The organism is Geomonas oryzae (assembly GCF_004117875.1).
Lineage (GTDB): Bacteria > Desulfobacterota > Desulfuromonadia > Geobacterales > Geobacteraceae > Geomonas > Geomonas oryzae.
On the sequence record NZ_RAHW01000001.1, the window covers coordinates 62,503 to 78,365 of the forward strand.

General features: G+C 62.9%; 12 protein-coding genes, 1 tRNA gene and 1 riboswitch. Of the genes, 6 read left to right on the forward strand and 7 right to left on the reverse strand.

Annotated features, from left to right (window positions below):
• Positions 1 to 110: 110 nt before the first annotated feature.
• The 4 genes from purH to alr form a co-directional block, all read right to left on the reverse strand.
• Positions 111 to 1,673: a bifunctional phosphoribosylaminoimidazolecarboxamide formyltransferase/IMP cyclohydrolase gene (purH, locus tag D6Z24_RS00320; RefSeq protein ID WP_129124554.1), complete on the reverse strand. Its 1,563-nt coding sequence runs from the start codon at positions 1,671 to 1,673 to the stop codon at positions 111 to 113.
• A gap of 180 nt (positions 1,674 to 1,853) precedes the next feature.
• A complete protein-coding gene (locus tag D6Z24_RS00325) occupies positions 1,854 to 3,101 on the reverse strand; it encodes an ASKHA domain-containing protein (protein WP_129124555.1) in 1,248 nt (415 codons plus the stop codon).
• Positions 3,088 to 4,119, reverse strand: coding sequence for a selenide, water dikinase SelD (selD, locus tag D6Z24_RS00330; RefSeq protein WP_129124556.1), 1,032 nt, complete (start codon positions 4,117 to 4,119; stop codon positions 3,088 to 3,090). The genes D6Z24_RS00325 and selD overlap by 14 nt, the downstream gene beginning before the upstream one ends.
• A gap of 223 nt (positions 4,120 to 4,342) precedes the next feature.
• Positions 4,343 to 5,482, reverse strand: a complete 1,140-nt coding sequence (gene alr / locus D6Z24_RS00335) for an alanine racemase (protein ID WP_129124557.1) — start codon at positions 5,480 to 5,482, stop codon at positions 4,343 to 4,345.
• A gap of 150 nt (positions 5,483 to 5,632) precedes the next feature.
• A riboswitch (TPP riboswitch) is annotated at positions 5,633 to 5,733 on the forward strand.
• A 185-nt stretch (positions 5,734 to 5,918) separates the two neighbouring features.
• Here alr and thiD point away from each other — a divergent pair.
• The 3 genes from thiD to D6Z24_RS21565 all read left to right on the forward strand — a co-directional run bounded on the left by thiD (position 5,919) and on the right by D6Z24_RS21565 (position 10,986).
• Positions 5,919 to 7,373 carry a bifunctional hydroxymethylpyrimidine kinase/phosphomethylpyrimidine kinase gene (gene thiD, locus D6Z24_RS00340; RefSeq protein ID WP_129124558.1) on the forward strand — a complete coding sequence of 485 codons (1,455 nt, stop codon included), beginning with the start codon at positions 5,919 to 5,921 and terminating at the stop codon, positions 7,371 to 7,373.
• A 183-nt stretch (positions 7,374 to 7,556) separates the two neighbouring features.
• A complete protein-coding gene (gene thiC / locus D6Z24_RS00345; RefSeq protein WP_129124559.1) occupies positions 7,557 to 8,870 on the forward strand; it encodes a phosphomethylpyrimidine synthase ThiC in 1,314 nt (437 codons plus the stop codon).
• Positions 8,871 to 9,441: 571 nt separating this feature from the next.
• Positions 9,442 to 10,986 (forward strand): glutaminyl-peptide cyclotransferase, encoded by a 1,545-nt coding sequence (locus D6Z24_RS21565; RefSeq protein WP_407925401.1) that lies wholly within the window; start codon positions 9,442 to 9,444, stop codon positions 10,984 to 10,986.
• Positions 10,987 to 11,043: 57 nt separating this feature from the next.
• Here D6Z24_RS21565 and D6Z24_RS00360 read toward each other — a convergent pair whose 3' ends face one another.
• Together D6Z24_RS00360 and D6Z24_RS00365 are read right to left on the reverse strand one after the other, a co-directional pair.
• Positions 11,044 to 11,433 (reverse strand): PDZ domain-containing protein, encoded by a 390-nt coding sequence (locus D6Z24_RS00360; RefSeq protein ID WP_129124560.1) that lies wholly within the window; start codon positions 11,431 to 11,433, stop codon positions 11,044 to 11,046.
• 3 nt (positions 11,434 to 11,436) lie between these two features.
• Entirely contained in the window at positions 11,437 to 11,970 is a 534-nt protein-coding gene (locus D6Z24_RS00365; protein WP_129124561.1) for a Spy/CpxP family protein refolding chaperone, read from the reverse strand.
• A gap of 225 nt (positions 11,971 to 12,195) precedes the next feature.
• Between D6Z24_RS00365 and D6Z24_RS00370 the strand changes: the two genes are divergently transcribed.
• The 3 genes from D6Z24_RS00370 (at position 12,196) to D6Z24_RS00380 (ending at position 14,582) form a co-directional block, all read left to right on the forward strand.
• A complete protein-coding gene (locus D6Z24_RS00370) occupies positions 12,196 to 12,912 on the forward strand; it encodes a response regulator (RefSeq protein ID WP_129124562.1) in 717 nt (238 codons plus the stop codon).
• 11 nt (positions 12,913 to 12,923) lie between these two features.
• Positions 12,924 to 14,303, forward strand: a complete 1,380-nt coding sequence (locus tag D6Z24_RS00375; RefSeq protein WP_129124563.1) for an ATP-binding protein — start codon at positions 12,924 to 12,926, stop codon at positions 14,301 to 14,303.
• A gap of 203 nt (positions 14,304 to 14,506) precedes the next feature.
• Positions 14,507 to 14,582: transfer RNA gene (locus D6Z24_RS00380), tRNA-Thr, on the forward strand.
• Positions 14,583 to 15,031: 449 nt separating this feature from the next.
• Here the strand turns inward: D6Z24_RS00380 and D6Z24_RS00385 are convergent.
• The gene (locus tag D6Z24_RS00385; protein ID WP_129124564.1) at positions 15,032 to 15,565 is read right to left on the reverse strand and encodes a DUF3332 domain-containing protein; all 534 of its coding nucleotides are present in this window, start codon (positions 15,563 to 15,565) and stop codon (positions 15,032 to 15,034) included.
• Positions 15,566 to 15,863 lie beyond the last annotated feature (298 nt).

Sequence of the window (15,863 nt, forward strand, 5' to 3'; positions counted from 1 at the left end):
CAATCCCCCCTCCCTGGCCCTCCCCCTCCAGGGGAGGGGAGGATGCTCAAAACGACAATGGACAAAGACGACGCAGCGTTGTCAATTGTCCATTGTCAATCATCAATTGATTAGTGCCTGAAGTGCCTCATCCCTGTGAAGACCATGGCGATGTTGTGCTCGTCGGCGGCGGCGATAACCTCGGCGTCGCGCATGGAGCCGCCCGGCTGGATCACGGCGGTGACGCCTACGCTTGCCGCGTTGTCCAGACCGTCACGGAACGGGAAGAAGGCGTCGGACGCCATGACAGCACCCTGGACCGGGATACCTGCGTGCTCGGCCTTGATGGCGGCGATGCGTGCGGAGTTGACACGGCTCATCTGGCCGGCGCCCACGCCGACGGTTGCGTTGCTGCGGCCGTAGACGATGGCGTTGGATTTTACGAACTTGGCGACGCGCCAGGTGAAGAGGAGGTCTTCCATCTCCTGGTCGGTCGGTGCGCGCTTGGTCACCACCTTGAGCTCGGTGAAGAGTTCGAGGTCGGCGTCCTGCACCAGCATCCCGCCGTTCACGCGTTTGAAATCGAAGCGCGCTGCGGGCTGTTCCGGCCAGAAACCGCACTCCATGAGGCGGACGTTCTTCTTGGCGGCGACGATCTCGCTCGCGGCCTCGGTGACCTTCGGCGCGATGATCACCTCGACGAACTGGCGCTCCACGATGGCGCGCGCGGTGGTCTCGTCGAGTTCGCGGTTGAAGGCGATGATGCCGCCGAAGGCGGACTCGGGATCGGTCTTGTAGGCGAGGTCGTAGGCTTCCATGATGCTGCCGGCAACCGCGACGCCGCAGGGGTTCGCGTGCTTCACGATGACGCATGCGGGCTGGTCGAACTGCTTCACGCACTCGAGCGCCGCATCGGTGTCGCCGATGTTGTTGTAGGAGAGTTCCTTGCCCTGGATCTGGCGTGCGGTGGAGATGGAGGCTTCCTTCGCCCCCTTCTCGACGTAGAAGGCGCCGGACTGGTGCGGGTTCTCGCCGTAGCGCATCCCCTGGGCCAGCTTGTACTGCATGGTGAGGGTGTCCGGGTACTTGGCGACGCCTTCGCCGGTGCGTGCGCCAAGCCAGTTGGAGATGGCGCCGTCGTATGCCGCGGTGTGCTGGTATACCTTCACCGCCAGGCGGAAGTTGGTCTCGCGGGAGACGCTGCCGCCGGTAGCCTTCATCTCGTCAAGCACGGTCGCGTAGTCGGCGTGGTCGACGATGACGGTGACGTCGCGGTTGTTCTTGGCCGCGGAGCGGAGCATGGTCGGGCCGCCGATATCGATGTTCTCGATGGCGTCTTCCATGGTGCAGTCTTCCTTCGCAACGGTCGCCTCGAACGGGTAGAGGTTCACCACCACCATGTCGATCGGCTCGATGCCGTGCTCCTGCATCTTGGCGACGTGCGCCGGGTTCTCACGCATCCCGAGGATGCCGCCGTGCACCTTCGGGTGCAGCGTTTTGACCCTGCCGTCCAGCATCTCGGGGAAACCGGTGAACTCGGAAACGTCCTTCACCGGGATGCCCGCCTCACGCAAAAGCTTCGCCGTCCCGCCGGTGGAGAGGATCTCCACGCCGTAACCGGCCAATGCCCGGGAAAATTCCACCACTCCAGCCTTCTCCGACACGCTTACCAGCGCGCGCCCAATCTTTGCCATTGCTCGCTCCTTTTTTGCTGCCTTGATGTTGATCTAAAATCTAAAAGCATTAACCACAGAGGGCACAGAGGACCACTGAGGACACAGAGGATGAATCGAGGGTCAAACCTTTAAGTCTTTACGCCTTTCCTCTGAGACCTCTGTGAACCTCTGAGTCCTCTGTGGTCAGGCTTCAAGTTTTTAAGGGAAGTCTATATTCGCAAGGAAGTGCTTTTCGAAGAGCGGTGTGCCGGAAAGAGGGATGACGCGGACCTTTTGGGCCAGGTCCTCGATCTCATCTACGCCTTCCGTGGCGAGCAGAACCCGCTCCACCCCGGCAAGCGCCCCTTCCCTGACAAAACTCGTGATTCTTACCATCTTTTCGTTGAAAATTCCAACCTTTTTTAGCACATCCGGCGCCAGCACCGCCCCGAAGGAGCCGGTCAGGACCACCCGGGAAACGTCGTCAGCGGAAAGCCCGGCCTTCCCCAAAAGGATCTCCATCCCGCCGCGCATCGCCCCCTTGGCGAGCTGCAGCGCGCGGATGTCCTCCTGGTCGAGATACACCACGCCTTTCGCGTCGCGGTGCAGGACGAAGGCGGGGATGCCGTTCACTTCCTGCACGCGGTTCGCCAGGTTCGAGTCGATCTCAGCGGCGGGGAGCAGACGGCCGGTGGCGTCGACGATCCCTTCTTCAAGGAGTGCCGCGACGGTGTCGAGGACGCCGGTACCGCAGATGCCGCGCGGCGGGGCGCCGGGAATGGTGCTGATGACGACGCGGTCCCCGTCGATGCGCACGCCGCTCACCGCTCCGGGGAGCGCCGCCATGCCGCACTTGAGGTTCCCTCCCTCGAAAGCCGGGCCAGCGGCGGCCGAGGTGGCGAGGTAACGCTCGCCGTCGAAAAGCGCGATCTCGGCGTTGGTGCCGACGTCGAGAAAGAGGGTTCCCGCCGCGGGCCTCTCGGTCATGCCGAAGAGAAAGGCGAGCAGGTCGCCGCCGACGAAACCGCCGGGGAGCGGCAGCAGGTAGGCGGGGCAGTCGCGCGTCCAGCCAAGTTCGAGGGTCGAGACGGATTTTCCGGCGGAGAACAGGGGGCGAAACGGGGGGTGGGCAAGCGACTCGACCGGCAACGCCAGCGCGATCGTCTCCATGGAAGGGTTTCCGGCTATGGCCACGCGGGCGAGGTCGTTAGAACCGGCGCCGACTTCGGCCAGGAGTTCCGCGGTCATCCGTTCCATCTCGCGGGCCAGCGCCACCTGCATGGCGCGCAGCGTTTCGGGATCTCCACCGGCGGTGAGGCGGGCGAGGACATCGGCGCCCCAGGGGCGTTGCGGGTTGAGGGCGCCGGTGGCGGCGAGGCGTTTTCCGGTCGACGGGTCGAGCAGCGACGCGGCGATGGTGGTGGTGCCGAGGTCGAAGGCGGCGGCAAGCCGCCTAGACGAAGACAAGGGTGCTCTCCGCGGCGGGAACGACCTCGCCGATCGCCGCGGCAAAGAGGCCGGAAGCCTCGGCGCGGGAGAGGAATTCGCGGGCGTCCGACGGTGCCAGGGAGATGAGAAGGCCACCCGAGGTTTGCGGATCGAAGAGCGGCAGGAGGGAATCACCGGTGGCACCGGTGACGTGCGCCTCGTAGTGCTGGCGATTTCTGTAACACCCGGCGGGGACCATGCCGTCGTCGATGAGGGCGGGGACACCGTTCATGACCGGGACTTCAGCGAGCTCGATGCGGAAGGAAACGCCGGCGCCGAGTGCCATCTCGCAGGCGTGCCCGATGAAACCGAAACCGGTCACGTCGGTCGCCGCGGTCGCGTTGCAGGCGAGCATCAGCTCGCACGCCTTCGCGTTCAGGGTGGTCATCCAGGAGATCGCCTCGGCCTCGAGCGCGGCGTCGATCATCTCCGCCTTGATCGCGGTGGAAACGATGCCGGTCCCGAGCGGCTTGGTGAGGACGAGGAGGTCGCCAGGACGCGCGGTGCAGTTGCGTACGATGCGGGCGGGATCGATGAGGCCGGTGACGGCGAGGCCGAACTTCAGTTCGTCGTCCTCGACGGTGTGGCCGCCGACGAGACACGCACCGGACTCCTTGAGCGCATCGGCGCCGCCCGCGAGGATCGCGGCGAGCACCGAGGTCGGGAGCGAGCAGGCCGGGAAGAAGGCGAGGTTCATCGCCGTCGCAGGTTTCCCGCCCATGGCGTAGACGTCGGAGAGCGCGTTGGCCGCGGCGATGCGTCCGAAGGTGAACGGGTCGTCAACGAGCGGCGTGATGATGTCGGTCGTCTCCACCAGGGCGAGGTTATCCGTTATGCGGTAGATTCCCGCGTCCTCGGCCCCCTCGACGCCGACGATGAGGTTCGGGTCGTCCGAGCGGGTTATGTCGCGAATGGCATCTTCCAGGCCCGCCGGGCCCAGCTTGGCGGCTCAACCCGCCGCCTGCACCATCGCTGTGAGACGTACCTTGTCAGTCATAAAAACCTCGGAAAACCTGAAATAAAAACCATTGGCCACGGAGAAAATCTGAGGAAATCTGAGAACGGCAAAAACCAAAACCCTTCATAAAGGAGAACATCTAAAATCTGAGTCAAAAGGCACGAGAGGTTCTTTTTGTTTTTCAAACCCAAAAGCCTTAGGTTTTCTCCGAAGTTCTCAGATTTTCTCCGTGGCCAATGGTTTTGGGATTTGCTTCTCGGGGCTACCCGATGTACACCCTGCGCACGCGGCGGGTGGCTAGGCCGCACATGATCTCGTAGGGGATGGTGCCCGCCTTGTCGGCGAGTTCTTCGGCGCTGATGCGGTCCCCCATCGGGTCGGGCCCCAGAAGGGTCACCTCGTCGCCGACCTCTACCCCTTTGATATTGGTCACGTCGAGCATGATCCAGTCCATGCAGACCGTGCCGGATACCCGGGCACGCTGGCCGCGGATGAGCGCCTCTCCCTTGTTGGTGAGGCTGCGGCAGTATCCGTCCGCGTAACCGACCGGAACACTGGCGATGAGGGTGCGCTCTTTCGCGACGAAGCGCCTGCCGTAACTTATGCTGGTTCCCGGTTCCACCCACTTGAGCATCGCCACCCGGCTTTTAAGCCGCATCACCTGGATGAACTGATCGTGGTCAGCGAAATCAGAGGAGGGAGCGGCGCCGTACAGGATGATACCGGGGCGCACCAGGTTGCAGAAGGGAAGATCGACTCCGAGGATGGCGGCGCTGTTCGCAGTGTGGATGTAGCGGGGCTCGAACCCTTGGCGCCGCGCCTCCATGACGGCGGCGTTGAAGCGCTCGGCTTGCAGTTTCGTGAAGGCGATGCCGTCCGGGTCAAGCTCGTCGGCGCTCGCGAAGTGGGAGAAGATCCCCTCCAGCTCGAGGTTCTTGAACTGCTTCAGCTTCTCGAGGAACTCCGGCACCTTGTCCCAGGTGACACCCAGGCGCCCCATGCCGGTGTCGACCTTCAGGTGGATCTTCGCCTTGCGGTAACACTTGATCTCTACCGCCGCCTGGTCCAACGCGGCCGCCTGCTCCAGGGAGTAGAGCGCGGTGGAGATGTTGAGGCCGATGCAGCGCCTCTCCTCGCCGGGATAGATGCCTCCAAGGATCAGCACCGGGCGGGAGATGCCGCTCATGCGCAGTTGCACCCCTTCCGCGAGAAAGGCCACCGCGAAGGCGTCCACGCCGAGCTTCTCCAACTCCTCGGAAACGTACTGGAAACCGTGGCCGTAGGCGTCCGCCTTCACCACGGCAAGGATGCCGCACCCCTCGGGCACCCGCTTCTGGACCAGGCCGAAGTTGTGCCGAAGCGCGGCAAGATCTATCTCAACTACCGTCGGACGACTGTCCATATTTTTTCCTGCATAGGATTATCTGAATAAAATCAGGCCGGGAGCACCCGGCCAGTGATTTTTCTACCACTTTAGCCATTCAGTGTAAAGGTAAAAACCCGAAAGCGATTGACTTTGCAAGAGGATTCCATTATGTTTACGCGCAGCAAAAAGGCCAGCTAGGGGAGTTCGCGAGGACTGAGACAGGGCGACCTGAACCCTTTGAACCTGATCCGGGTAGCACCGGCGTAGGGAAGCGGCGCGCACTCCGACCTTTCGATTCATGGAGCCGTGACCTTCCGTCGCGGCTTTTTTGTTTTTTGTCCTTCAGAAGCCTCAACGCAAAGGCGCAGAAACGCCAAGAGAGGCTTCAAGAGACAATAGAGACAAACCTCCTTGTTTTACTTTTGCGTCTTCGCGGCTCCGCGTCTTTGCGTTACAGCTTTTGAGGTGACTCGTGTTGAAACTCGTGGTGGACCATAGCGGCAGGGAACGGCGTGTTGCGGGACTGTACCTGATTACGGACCAGGGCGATCGGCTGCTGCCGCGCGTGCGCGAAGCGCTCTCCTCGGGGGGCGTCGCCATTTTGCAGTACCGGGACAAGCTGCGCAGCTACGAGGAGCGTCTTGAGCTCGGGCAAGACCTGAAGCGGCTGTGCGCAGAGTTCCAGGCGAAGTTCATCGTGAACGACGACCTGAAGCTCGCGCTCGAACTGGACGCGGACGGCGTACATCTCGGGCAGGAGGACGGCGATTTCGCCGCAGCGAGGGAAGCGCTCGGTCCCAGGAAGCTCATCGGCATCTCCACCCACTCGGTTGAAGAGGCTCTGGCCGCACAAAAGGACGGAGCCGACTACATCGGTTTCGGCTCGCTCTACCCCACCGACACCAAGGATGTCGAGTACATCCAGGGTCCGGAGGCGCTCGCCCTCGTGCGCGAGAAGGTGAAGCTCCCCATCGTCGCCATCGGCGGCATCAACCGGGACAACGCCTGCGCGGTCATCGACGCCGGCGCCGACTCCATCGCGGTCATTTCCGCAGTCCTCTCCGCACGCTCTCCCGGGCTCGCGGCGACCGAACTGTCGCTTTTGTTCAACCGCCGCATGATGCACCCGCGCGGCGCAGTGCTCACCATCGCCGGCAGTGACTCCGGCGGCGGAGCGGGGATCCAGGCCGACCTCAAGACCGTCACGCTCCTCGGGAGCTACGGCGCCTCCGCCATCACGGCCCTCACCGCCCAGAACACCCGCGGCGTTACCGGCATCCACCCGTCCCCTCCCGCCTTCCTCGCCGACCAGATCGACGCCGTGCTCTCGGACATCCCGATCGACGTGGTGAAGATCGGCATGCTCTCTTCGCCGGAAAACGCGGAAATCGTCGCCGACAAGCTGACCGCTTACGAGATGCGGATGGTGGTGCTCGACCCGGTGATGACCGCGAAAGGCGGGGTGTCCCTCATCGAGGATGAGGCCCTTTCGGTGCTGAAGAAACGCCTGGTTCCGCTTAGCTACCTGGTCACCCCGAACATCCCGGAAGCCGAGGCGCTCACCGGTCTCACCATCACCGACACCGCCGGGATGGAGCTCGCGGCGCGGGCGCTGCACCTCATGGGGGCGAAGCACGTGCTCATCAAGGGGGGGCACCTGACCGAGGGGGTCGTCACCGACATCCTCTTCGACGGGCACGATTTCAACCGCTACAGCGCGCCGCGCGTCCTCACGCGAAACACCCACGGCACCGGCTGCACGCTCGCCTCGGCGATCGCGACTTATCTCGCCCAGGGAGAACCGCTTCCCGGCGCGGTATTGCGCGGGAAGCTTTTCGTCACCCGCGCCATCAAGTACGCTCAGCAGCTAGGCCGCGGGCACGGCCCGGTGAACCACTTCCTCGCGGCAAGGGACCAGGGAGAATAACCGAAGCCGCAGGCCCATCCTCCCTCTCCCCCTGGGAGAGGGTCGGGGTGAGGGCGTAGCAACTACCACCCAATTCACTTCGTGGCGTCGCCCTCACCCGGCCTTCGGCCGCCCTCTCCCGAAGGGCGAGGGTACACTACGAACTCAATTTGCCTTACAGATCCATTCAACAAAGGAGCAACCATGACCCAGTTGGAATACGCCCGCAAGGGGATCATCACCGACAAGATGAAAACGGCCGCCCTCGCCGAAGGGGTCGACGCCGAGTTCATCCGCGCCGGGATCGCCGCGGGGAACATCATCATCTGCCATAACAACAAGCACGCGAACGGCACCCCGCTCGCCGTAGGCAAGGGCCTTAGAACCAAGGTCAACGCCAACATCGGCAGCTCCGCCGACGACCTCGATTTCGAGAAGGAACTGGAAAAGGTACGCGTGGCGGTGGCCAGCGGCGCCGACGCCATCATGGACCTCTCCACGGGCGGCCCGGTCGACGAGATCCGCCGCGCCGTCATCGCCGAGACCTCGGCCTGCATCGGCACCGTGCCGCTGTACCAGGCGGCGCTCGACGCGGTCAGAAAGCACAAGAAGGCCATCGTCGAGATGACCGTGGAGGACATCTTCCAGGGTGTCATCAAGCACGCCGAGGACGGCGTCGACTTCATCACCGTGCACTGCGGCGTCACCCGCGCCACCGTCGAGCGCATGCGCCGCGAAGGGCGCATCATGGACGTCGTCTCCCGCGGCGGCGCCTTCACCATCGAGTGGATGGCGCACAACAACAAGGAAAACCCGCTCTTCGAGCACTTCGACCGCCTGCTCGAGATCACCAAGGCCTACGACATGACCCTGTCGCTCGGCGACGGTTTCCGTCCCGGCTGTCTGGCCGACGCCACCGACCGCGCCCAGATCCACGAGTTGATCCTCCTGGGTGAACTGACCCAGCGCGCCCAGGATTACGGGGTGCAGGTGATGATCGAAGGCCCGGGGCACATGCCGCTGAACCAGATCGAGGCGAACATCCAGCTGCAAAAAAGGCTCTGCCACGGCGCCCCCTTCTACGTGCTCGGGCCGCTGGTCACCGACATCGCACCGGGTTACGACCACATCACCTCCGCGATCGGCGGTACCATCGCCGCCGCCGCAGGCGCCGACTTCCTCTGCTACGTCACCCCGGCCGAACACCTGAAACTGCCAAGCGTCGAGGACGTGCGCGAAGGGGTCATGGCCTCCCGCATCGCGGCTCACGCGGCCGACATCGTGAAGGGTGTGAAGGGCGCCATGGAGAAGGACAACGAGATGGCGCGCTGCCGCAAAAAGCTCGACTGGGAAGGGCAGTTCGCCCTCGCCATCGACCCGGTGAAGGCGCGCCGTCTGCGCGAGGAGTCCGGCGTCGCCGACCACGGCGCCTGCACCATGTGCGGCGAGTTCTGCGCCTACAAGGTGATGGACGACGCCACCGAGCGCGAGAAGGCCAACGCCGCAGCGGCCTGCTAGACATTTTTATAAATAGGACGGGGCGGCCGACGCAGCCGCCCCGTCGCTGATTCTGAAGGAAACTGCCGTAGCGAGAACGCCACTTCCCCGCAAACCAGTACCCAATCCTACGCAAAATCCACCTGCAGTTCCTGGCATCTTCCACTCAGAAAAAACCGGACGTGCGGCTCATTTGCCGCATCAAACCCGAAACAAAAAATAGTGCTGGACATTTCTCCCCGGTTCGGATAGGGTACGCTCGACCCAAACCGGAGAGGGAAAGATGCACTCAGCACACGAGGAAACACCGCGCTTTTGCGGCGAACCTGTCACCGTACGTCAGCTCGAACTTATCAGCGGTGTCGTCAGCGACTGCCCCGGGATCTCCCGGACCGAGCTCGCGGGCACGGTTTGTGAACTTCTCGGCTGGCGCCGGCCAAGCGGCAGGCTGAAGACGGTAGAGTGCCGCACTTTCCTCGAAGGGCTGGACGGCACCCTGTTCCGACTTCCGCCTGCGCGCCAGGGGCGGCCCCGCGGCTCGCGCACCTCCACCTGCGCACCGGAAACGCGCGATCCCGTCCTGTCCGGGCCGCTGCACGCATTCGGACCGCTCGAGATCGTGCCGGTCTCTGGGAAGAAAGAGCAGGCGCTCTGGCGCTCGCTGGTGGAGCGGCATCACTACCTGGGGCACAAGGTCCCGTTCGGCGCCCACATAAGGTACTTCGTGAGACTGCACGCCCCGTCCCCGATGATCGTCGGGTGCCTGCAATTTTCGAGTCCCGCCTGGCGCATGGAGGCGCGCGAGCGCCACATAGGGTGGAACGACGAGGCGCGCGGGGAGAATCTGCAGCGGGTGGTATGCAACAGCAGGTTCCTGGTGCTCCCCACGGTGCAGGTGAAAAACCTCGCCAGCGCCGCCCTTTCGCTGGCACTGCGCCGCCTTGCCGCGGACTGGGAGGAACGTTTCGGGGTGCGCCCGCTTCTCGCCGAAACACTCGTCGACGGCAGCAGATACGCCGGCACGTGCTACAAGGCGGCGAACTGGATCGAGGTTGGGTGCACCACGGGACGCGGCAGGAACGATCGGGACCACGCCCGTCACGGGGAGAGCCCCAAGAAGGTATTTTTATTTCCGCTGGTAAAGGGAGCAATGCGGCTGTTGAGGCAGGCGAAGGATCAAGCGCCCCTGCCGGAACGGCAACCGGATGGCGCGATGCCATCCGCCGCACCGCCCGCCGGGAAGCGGTGTGAGCACAGGAGGAGCGACATGGTGAAAAAGATAGCGCGAAGGCTCTTTGCGACGGCGGCAATGGCCACCCTTTTCGGGTGCGGCGCAAATGTGGACTCGCTGGTACGCCAGTCCACCGGCATCCAGCCGCAGCAGGTGAAGCGCTCCCAGACCGATGCCGCCCCCCTGCCGACGCAGATACCGCTTTACACGTACCAGGTGGTGAAGAGCTGGCCCCACTACAACTGGAGCTTCACCGAGGGGCTCACCTTCCAGGACGGCGTGCTCCTCGAGAGTTCCGGGCTGTACGAGAGATCCGCCATCATGAAAGTCTGGCCCGGTTCGGGACAGGTCCTGAGCAGCGAGGGGGTTCCCCGCGACTGTTTCGCCGAGGGGATCACCGTTTTGCGCGATCGGCTCTACATGGTCACCCTCTCCGGGGCAGGTTTCATCTACAACCATAAGACGCTGCGCCAAGAAGGAGAGTTCGCCGTCGACGGTGAAGGATGGGGGCTGACCAACGACGGCACGCATCTCATCATGAGTAACGGCAGCAACCGTATCAAGTTCATCAACCCGGACACCTTCCAGACCGAACGGAGCGTGGAGGTGACCTGCAACGGCACCCCGCTCAGAAACCTAAACGCCCTGCAGTACGTGAAGGGTGAGATCTACGCCAACATCTGGAAGACCGACTACATCGTGCGCATCAACCCGGCAAACGGCGCCGTGGTGGGGTGGGTGAACCTGAAGGGGCTCTTGCCGTCGAACGAGCGCAGCCGCGACCCCGACCACGTGCTGAACGGGATCGCGTACGACGAGGAGAGCGACCGACTGGTGGTGACCGGCAAGATGTGGCCCCGGTATTTCGAAATCCGCCTGGAGCAGGTGGCAAGCGCCGAGTCCTGACGGATCTTTTGCCCTCCCTGTATTGCAAGCTCAGCACATGCCACGGCAGGAGCCGTACTACGGCAGCGAGCCTATGAACGATAGGTTCACGAAACGCCACCCGGTTCCGCCCAGAAGGAACATGAAGATGGGGTCGTGCGGGTCGTGCTCCTGCAATACCCGCTTCAGGTCCTGCAGCCTCGTTATCTTCACGCTGTTCACCTCGGCGACCAGGTCGCCGTTTCTCACGCCCCCCAGATGTGCGTCGCGCGTCGCATCCACCACCAACACGACAACACCCGTGCGGCTGCCGAGCTTTCTGCTCCGTTCCTCGTCAAGCACCACCTCGGTGAGTGTCATCCCCAGGAGGTTGAGGGTGGCCTTTTGCTCGTCATAGCTTACGCGGCTGCCAGGACAACCCGGGGTCGCCGTTTCCCTCTCGCGCCGTTGCATCAGTGCTAGTTTCACGGGCTACCTCCTCTCCGGCTCGTCCATGGGGGAGCGCTCTCCCCGCTGGTCCCCACCGCAGCCGCAGGGGGGCTCCGGCCTCGCATCTTCCTTGCGCGGTCTGAGTTTTTCCGCGAGGCTGCGCTGGGCCGGCGTGAGCAGCGCCTCGATTCTCGCGCGGGTTTTCGCCCTGGAAACCATGCGCTTTACCTCCAGCTCCGCGAGTTTTTGGGCCGCGCCCTGCAGCGCCGCCTCGTTGAGTGGAAACGCTTCCTCGATGCCGCGCAACTGGTCGCGCAGTTCGCGCTCCTTTTCCATCCGGGTGTGGTCCAGCCCGCGCTGCTCGTCGACGATGGAGTCGATCCGCTTTTTCTGCGCCTCGCTCAAATCGAGCACCCGCGCAATGGGGCCGGGAAAGCCTTCCGGCCTGTCCAGTCGCTCCATGGCACCGCAACGGAGCGGCGGCGGGGCATCAGCGGGGGAAGGCACCCCGTAGCAGGCCCAGGCGCCCCCCAAAAGTGCGGTCGCCATCACCATCACTGTTATCTTCTTTCTCATGGCATCTCTCCTTTCACAGCCGGACCTCTGAGTGTGCCGACCGGTTCAAAGTCGCGTCCTTCTGATTCGAGATGCTACGACAAAGGCGCGTTAAGTTGGGTCAAGAGATGTTCATATTTGCAGCTCTCTCTCAAAGCAAAAAGAGCTGTTCTTTACAATTCTTAACAGCATGTCCGCAGGGTTTTCGGCTATACTGGCGCTTAAAAACTGAAGAAGACCAAGCAGATGACCAAGAAAATTCTCATAATAGATGATGACACCGGATTGTGCGAACTGCTCGAGAGCTACCTCGCGAGCGAAGGATACGCGGTGGAGACCTGCCATGACGGCGGGGAAGGGGCCGACCTGGCCCTCGCGAGGGATTACGCCTTCGTGGTGCTGGACGTGATGCTCCCCACCCTGAACGGCTTCGACGTCTTGCGCCGGATCCGGCAGGGTTCGCAGGTGCCGGTGCTGATGCTGACCGCGCGCGGCGACGAGATCGACCGCATCGTCGGCCTTGAGATGGGGGCGGACGACTACCTTCCGAAGCCGTTCAACCCGCGCGAATTGGTGGCGCGGTTGAGGGCGATCCAAAGACGCAGCGACGCCTTTCCGGCCGGCACCGAGCCGAAGAGCGACCTGCTGCAGGCCGGCGACGTGATCCTCGACCTCGGCACCCGGACCGTCACCTGCGGTGGCGCCGCGGTGGAGGTGACCTCGCTCGAGTTCTCGGTGCTGGAGGCGCTGGTGCGTCAGGCAGGGAGCGTGATGAGCCGGGACGACCTGACCCGTCAGGCGCTGGGGCGCGAGTTCAGCAGCTTCGACCGGAGCATCGACGTGCACGTAAGCAGCCTCAGGAAAAAACTGGGCCCCGCACCGGCAGGCGACGAGCGCATCAAGTCGGTGCGCGGCGTCGGCTACATCTACGCCTTCTCCGCCGCGCAGCGGCACACCCACTGAAGGGGGAGCCATTGCGCAGCATCTTCGCGAAACTCTTCATCTGGTTCTGGCTTGCCACCGTCTTCTCGGGGCTCGTCTTCTTCGTCATCGCCTTCAACCTGCGGCTGTCGCCTTTGCGCGACGAACGAAAGCGCCACTTCGCCGCCCAGCACCAGCAGGTCTTGGGCCAGGCCCTTGCCATCTACGGCAGCACCGCCGCCCTTCTCACCGAGCGTGACGGGAGTCCCGCCGCCGCCGACGCCAACCAGGGGGGCGCGCCGGGACCGAGACCCTACCTCTTCGCCGTTGACGGAACCCCGATCTCACGCGGCGTCCCCCCACAACTCGCGGCCGCGGTGCGGGATCAGACGTCCGGAAAACCGGAGCGCCCCGAGGCGCGCGACGCGGTGGTGGTTAAGGTGCAGGGACCGTCCGGGAAGCAGTACCTCGCCGCCGCCGAGGCGACGCGCCCCATCCCCCCGCCCCCTCACGAGCTGAACCCGCTGCGCCCCCCGCCCCTTTTCTGGCTGCAGATGGCGATCACCTTCGTGGTGAGCGGCCTGGTCTGTTATTTCCTCTCCTGGTGCATCGCCGCCCCCTTGCGCAGGCTGCGCGCCGCGACAAGGCGACTTGCCGACGGGGACCTCTCCAGCCGCGTCACCGTGATCCCGAGGCAGGCGGGCTACGAGATCAACGACCTCGGGCGGGACTTCAACCTGATGGCGACGCGCATGGAGAAACTCGTGCTCGCCCACAAGCAGTTGGTCCGCGACGCCTCCCACGAACTCCGCTCGCCGCTGGCGCGGCTGAACGTAGCGCTCGGCATCGCCCGCAAGGAATCTCCCCCCTCCGCAGCCAAGGCTCTGGACCGGATCGAATTCGAAAGCGACCGGCTCAACCTCCTCATCACCGAACTGCTCACCCTGAGCAAGCTGGACGAGGGGAGCGAACTCGACCGAAGCGATCTGGATCTTGCCGAACTGGTTGAGGAGGTCGCGCGGGACGCCGAATTCGAGGCGTGCGCCTCGGACCGCCACGTACAGTGGAATGCCACGCGGGGGATCACGGTGCACGGCAACCGCGACTTTTTGAGCCGGGCGCTGGAGAACGTGGTGAGAAACGCGGTGAAATACACCGCGGAGGGAACGGCGGTGGAAATAGTTCTCGAGCGGGATGAGGCGAGCGCGCGGCTTAGGGTGCGCGACAACGGTCCCGGCGTCCCCGAGGAGCAACTTGCCGACATCTTCCGCCCTTTTTACCGCGTGGCCGAAGCGCGCGACAGAAAGAGCGGCGGCACCGGCATAGGTCTCGCCATAGCTGAGAAGACCGTCACCCTGCACGGCGGGAGCATCGCCGCGCGGAACCTGCCACAAGGGGGGCTGGAAGTGGAGATCAGGCTCCCCTTGGGCTAGGTGCCGACGCGTGTGAGATACTTCTGCCTGCACCGTTGCCTGCCGCACTGCACTGCGCTGTGCTGAAGGTGTTGGCCAGGAGGAGAGAGTAAATGAGGATAGTTAGGGATTGACTGGGTTGCTGTTTTACGGTAAAAGGTTACCTCTGCAAAAGCCGCCCTGCTGCTAAGTGCAACAAAGCATGGGCATCTTGATAGAGTTGGGCCGGAGTAACTCAGTTGGTAGAGTAGCTGATTCGTAATCAGCAAGTCGGCGGTTCGAGTCCGCTCTTCGGCTCCACAAAATAAAGGGATTAGGCGATCGACGCCTAGTCCCTTTTTTCGTGAGTTGTCCACGTTGTCCAATTTAAGCCCGCACGCACGGCCTCTCCTGGAGGACAAAAATTGAAAGGCCCGCCGTTATGGCGGGCCTCGCTTTGCTGCTTGATGGGTACCCTTTTCAAGGGTGTTGCCGGCGTCATGAACACCGGGAGGTTACAGCTTCAAGTTGTGAGATTCCTCTGCGGTGGAGTTTCTTTGATGCTGATTACCTCCTTTGTCCGAGATTCCTCTTTACTCTTGTTCTCTTTGCTCTTGGCTAGCTAGCTGAGTCAAACATAACACCACCGGGACCAAAGAAACAGTCTGTTGAAATTTTTTTTTTACAGGTATACTGCTCAAGTTGCCCGGTCAGCCAGCTCCCCCTCCAGCAATGCCATCCACCGACTCCCACCGTAACAGTATCGCTTCCTACTGGTAGAGAGCCAACGCCTGTTGTCCGCGGCTGACAGCACCCGGGCCGGAACTGGTGACTTGTACGCCACCTTTCGTACGCATGGCCTGGTACTTCGTGACTTCATTCCCCTCCTTCAAGAACGCCACCGATGTCCCGTTCTTCACGTTCCAGTCGATGGTCATCGTGTCCAGATAGGTGTCGCCGCGGTAATGGTTCATCGTGTAACGCACGACGTCACCGCTTTTGCTTGCATGCACCTTGAAGGTCTCACCGTTTTCGCTGTACATGAAGTCCTTCTCGCCGGATGCTACCGGGTTGTGACCGCTCCAGAACTCGATGGTGTTGAAGACCACGAAGTCTACCAGGGCCGAGATACCGTACACCGGTACGATGATGAAGACCCAGGTAACCAGGCTGCGCAGGAACTTGTCGCCGACCTGGCCGTTCACCTGGTACACCTTCCTGGTGAGCGCCATTTTCCCGTAGCACCCCTGCAATGACACCATCCCCATAACCATGGCGAGTATCGCCGCTGTAACTCTTTTCATACGCGTTCCTCCTTTTCGGATTGAATGCTACTACCGGAGACCGAACAGCTCCCCCGGGATTGATAGTATCAGCCGGCCACGCAGAGATCGTCCTTGGGCTTTTACCGGCATGGCATTGGCTTTAAGTGTCACAATAGGAAAGAGGCCTGCTGTCAGTTAGCGAGGCCTCTTTTGTCATACTCGATCCCCTCTTTACAGGGGTCATTCCGACGCTTTCGGCATCGGAGCTCTTAAGGCTGTGTGTAAGTTAGAATCCTCTTCAGTGGAGTTTACCTCGATACCGATACCTCCTTTTCCG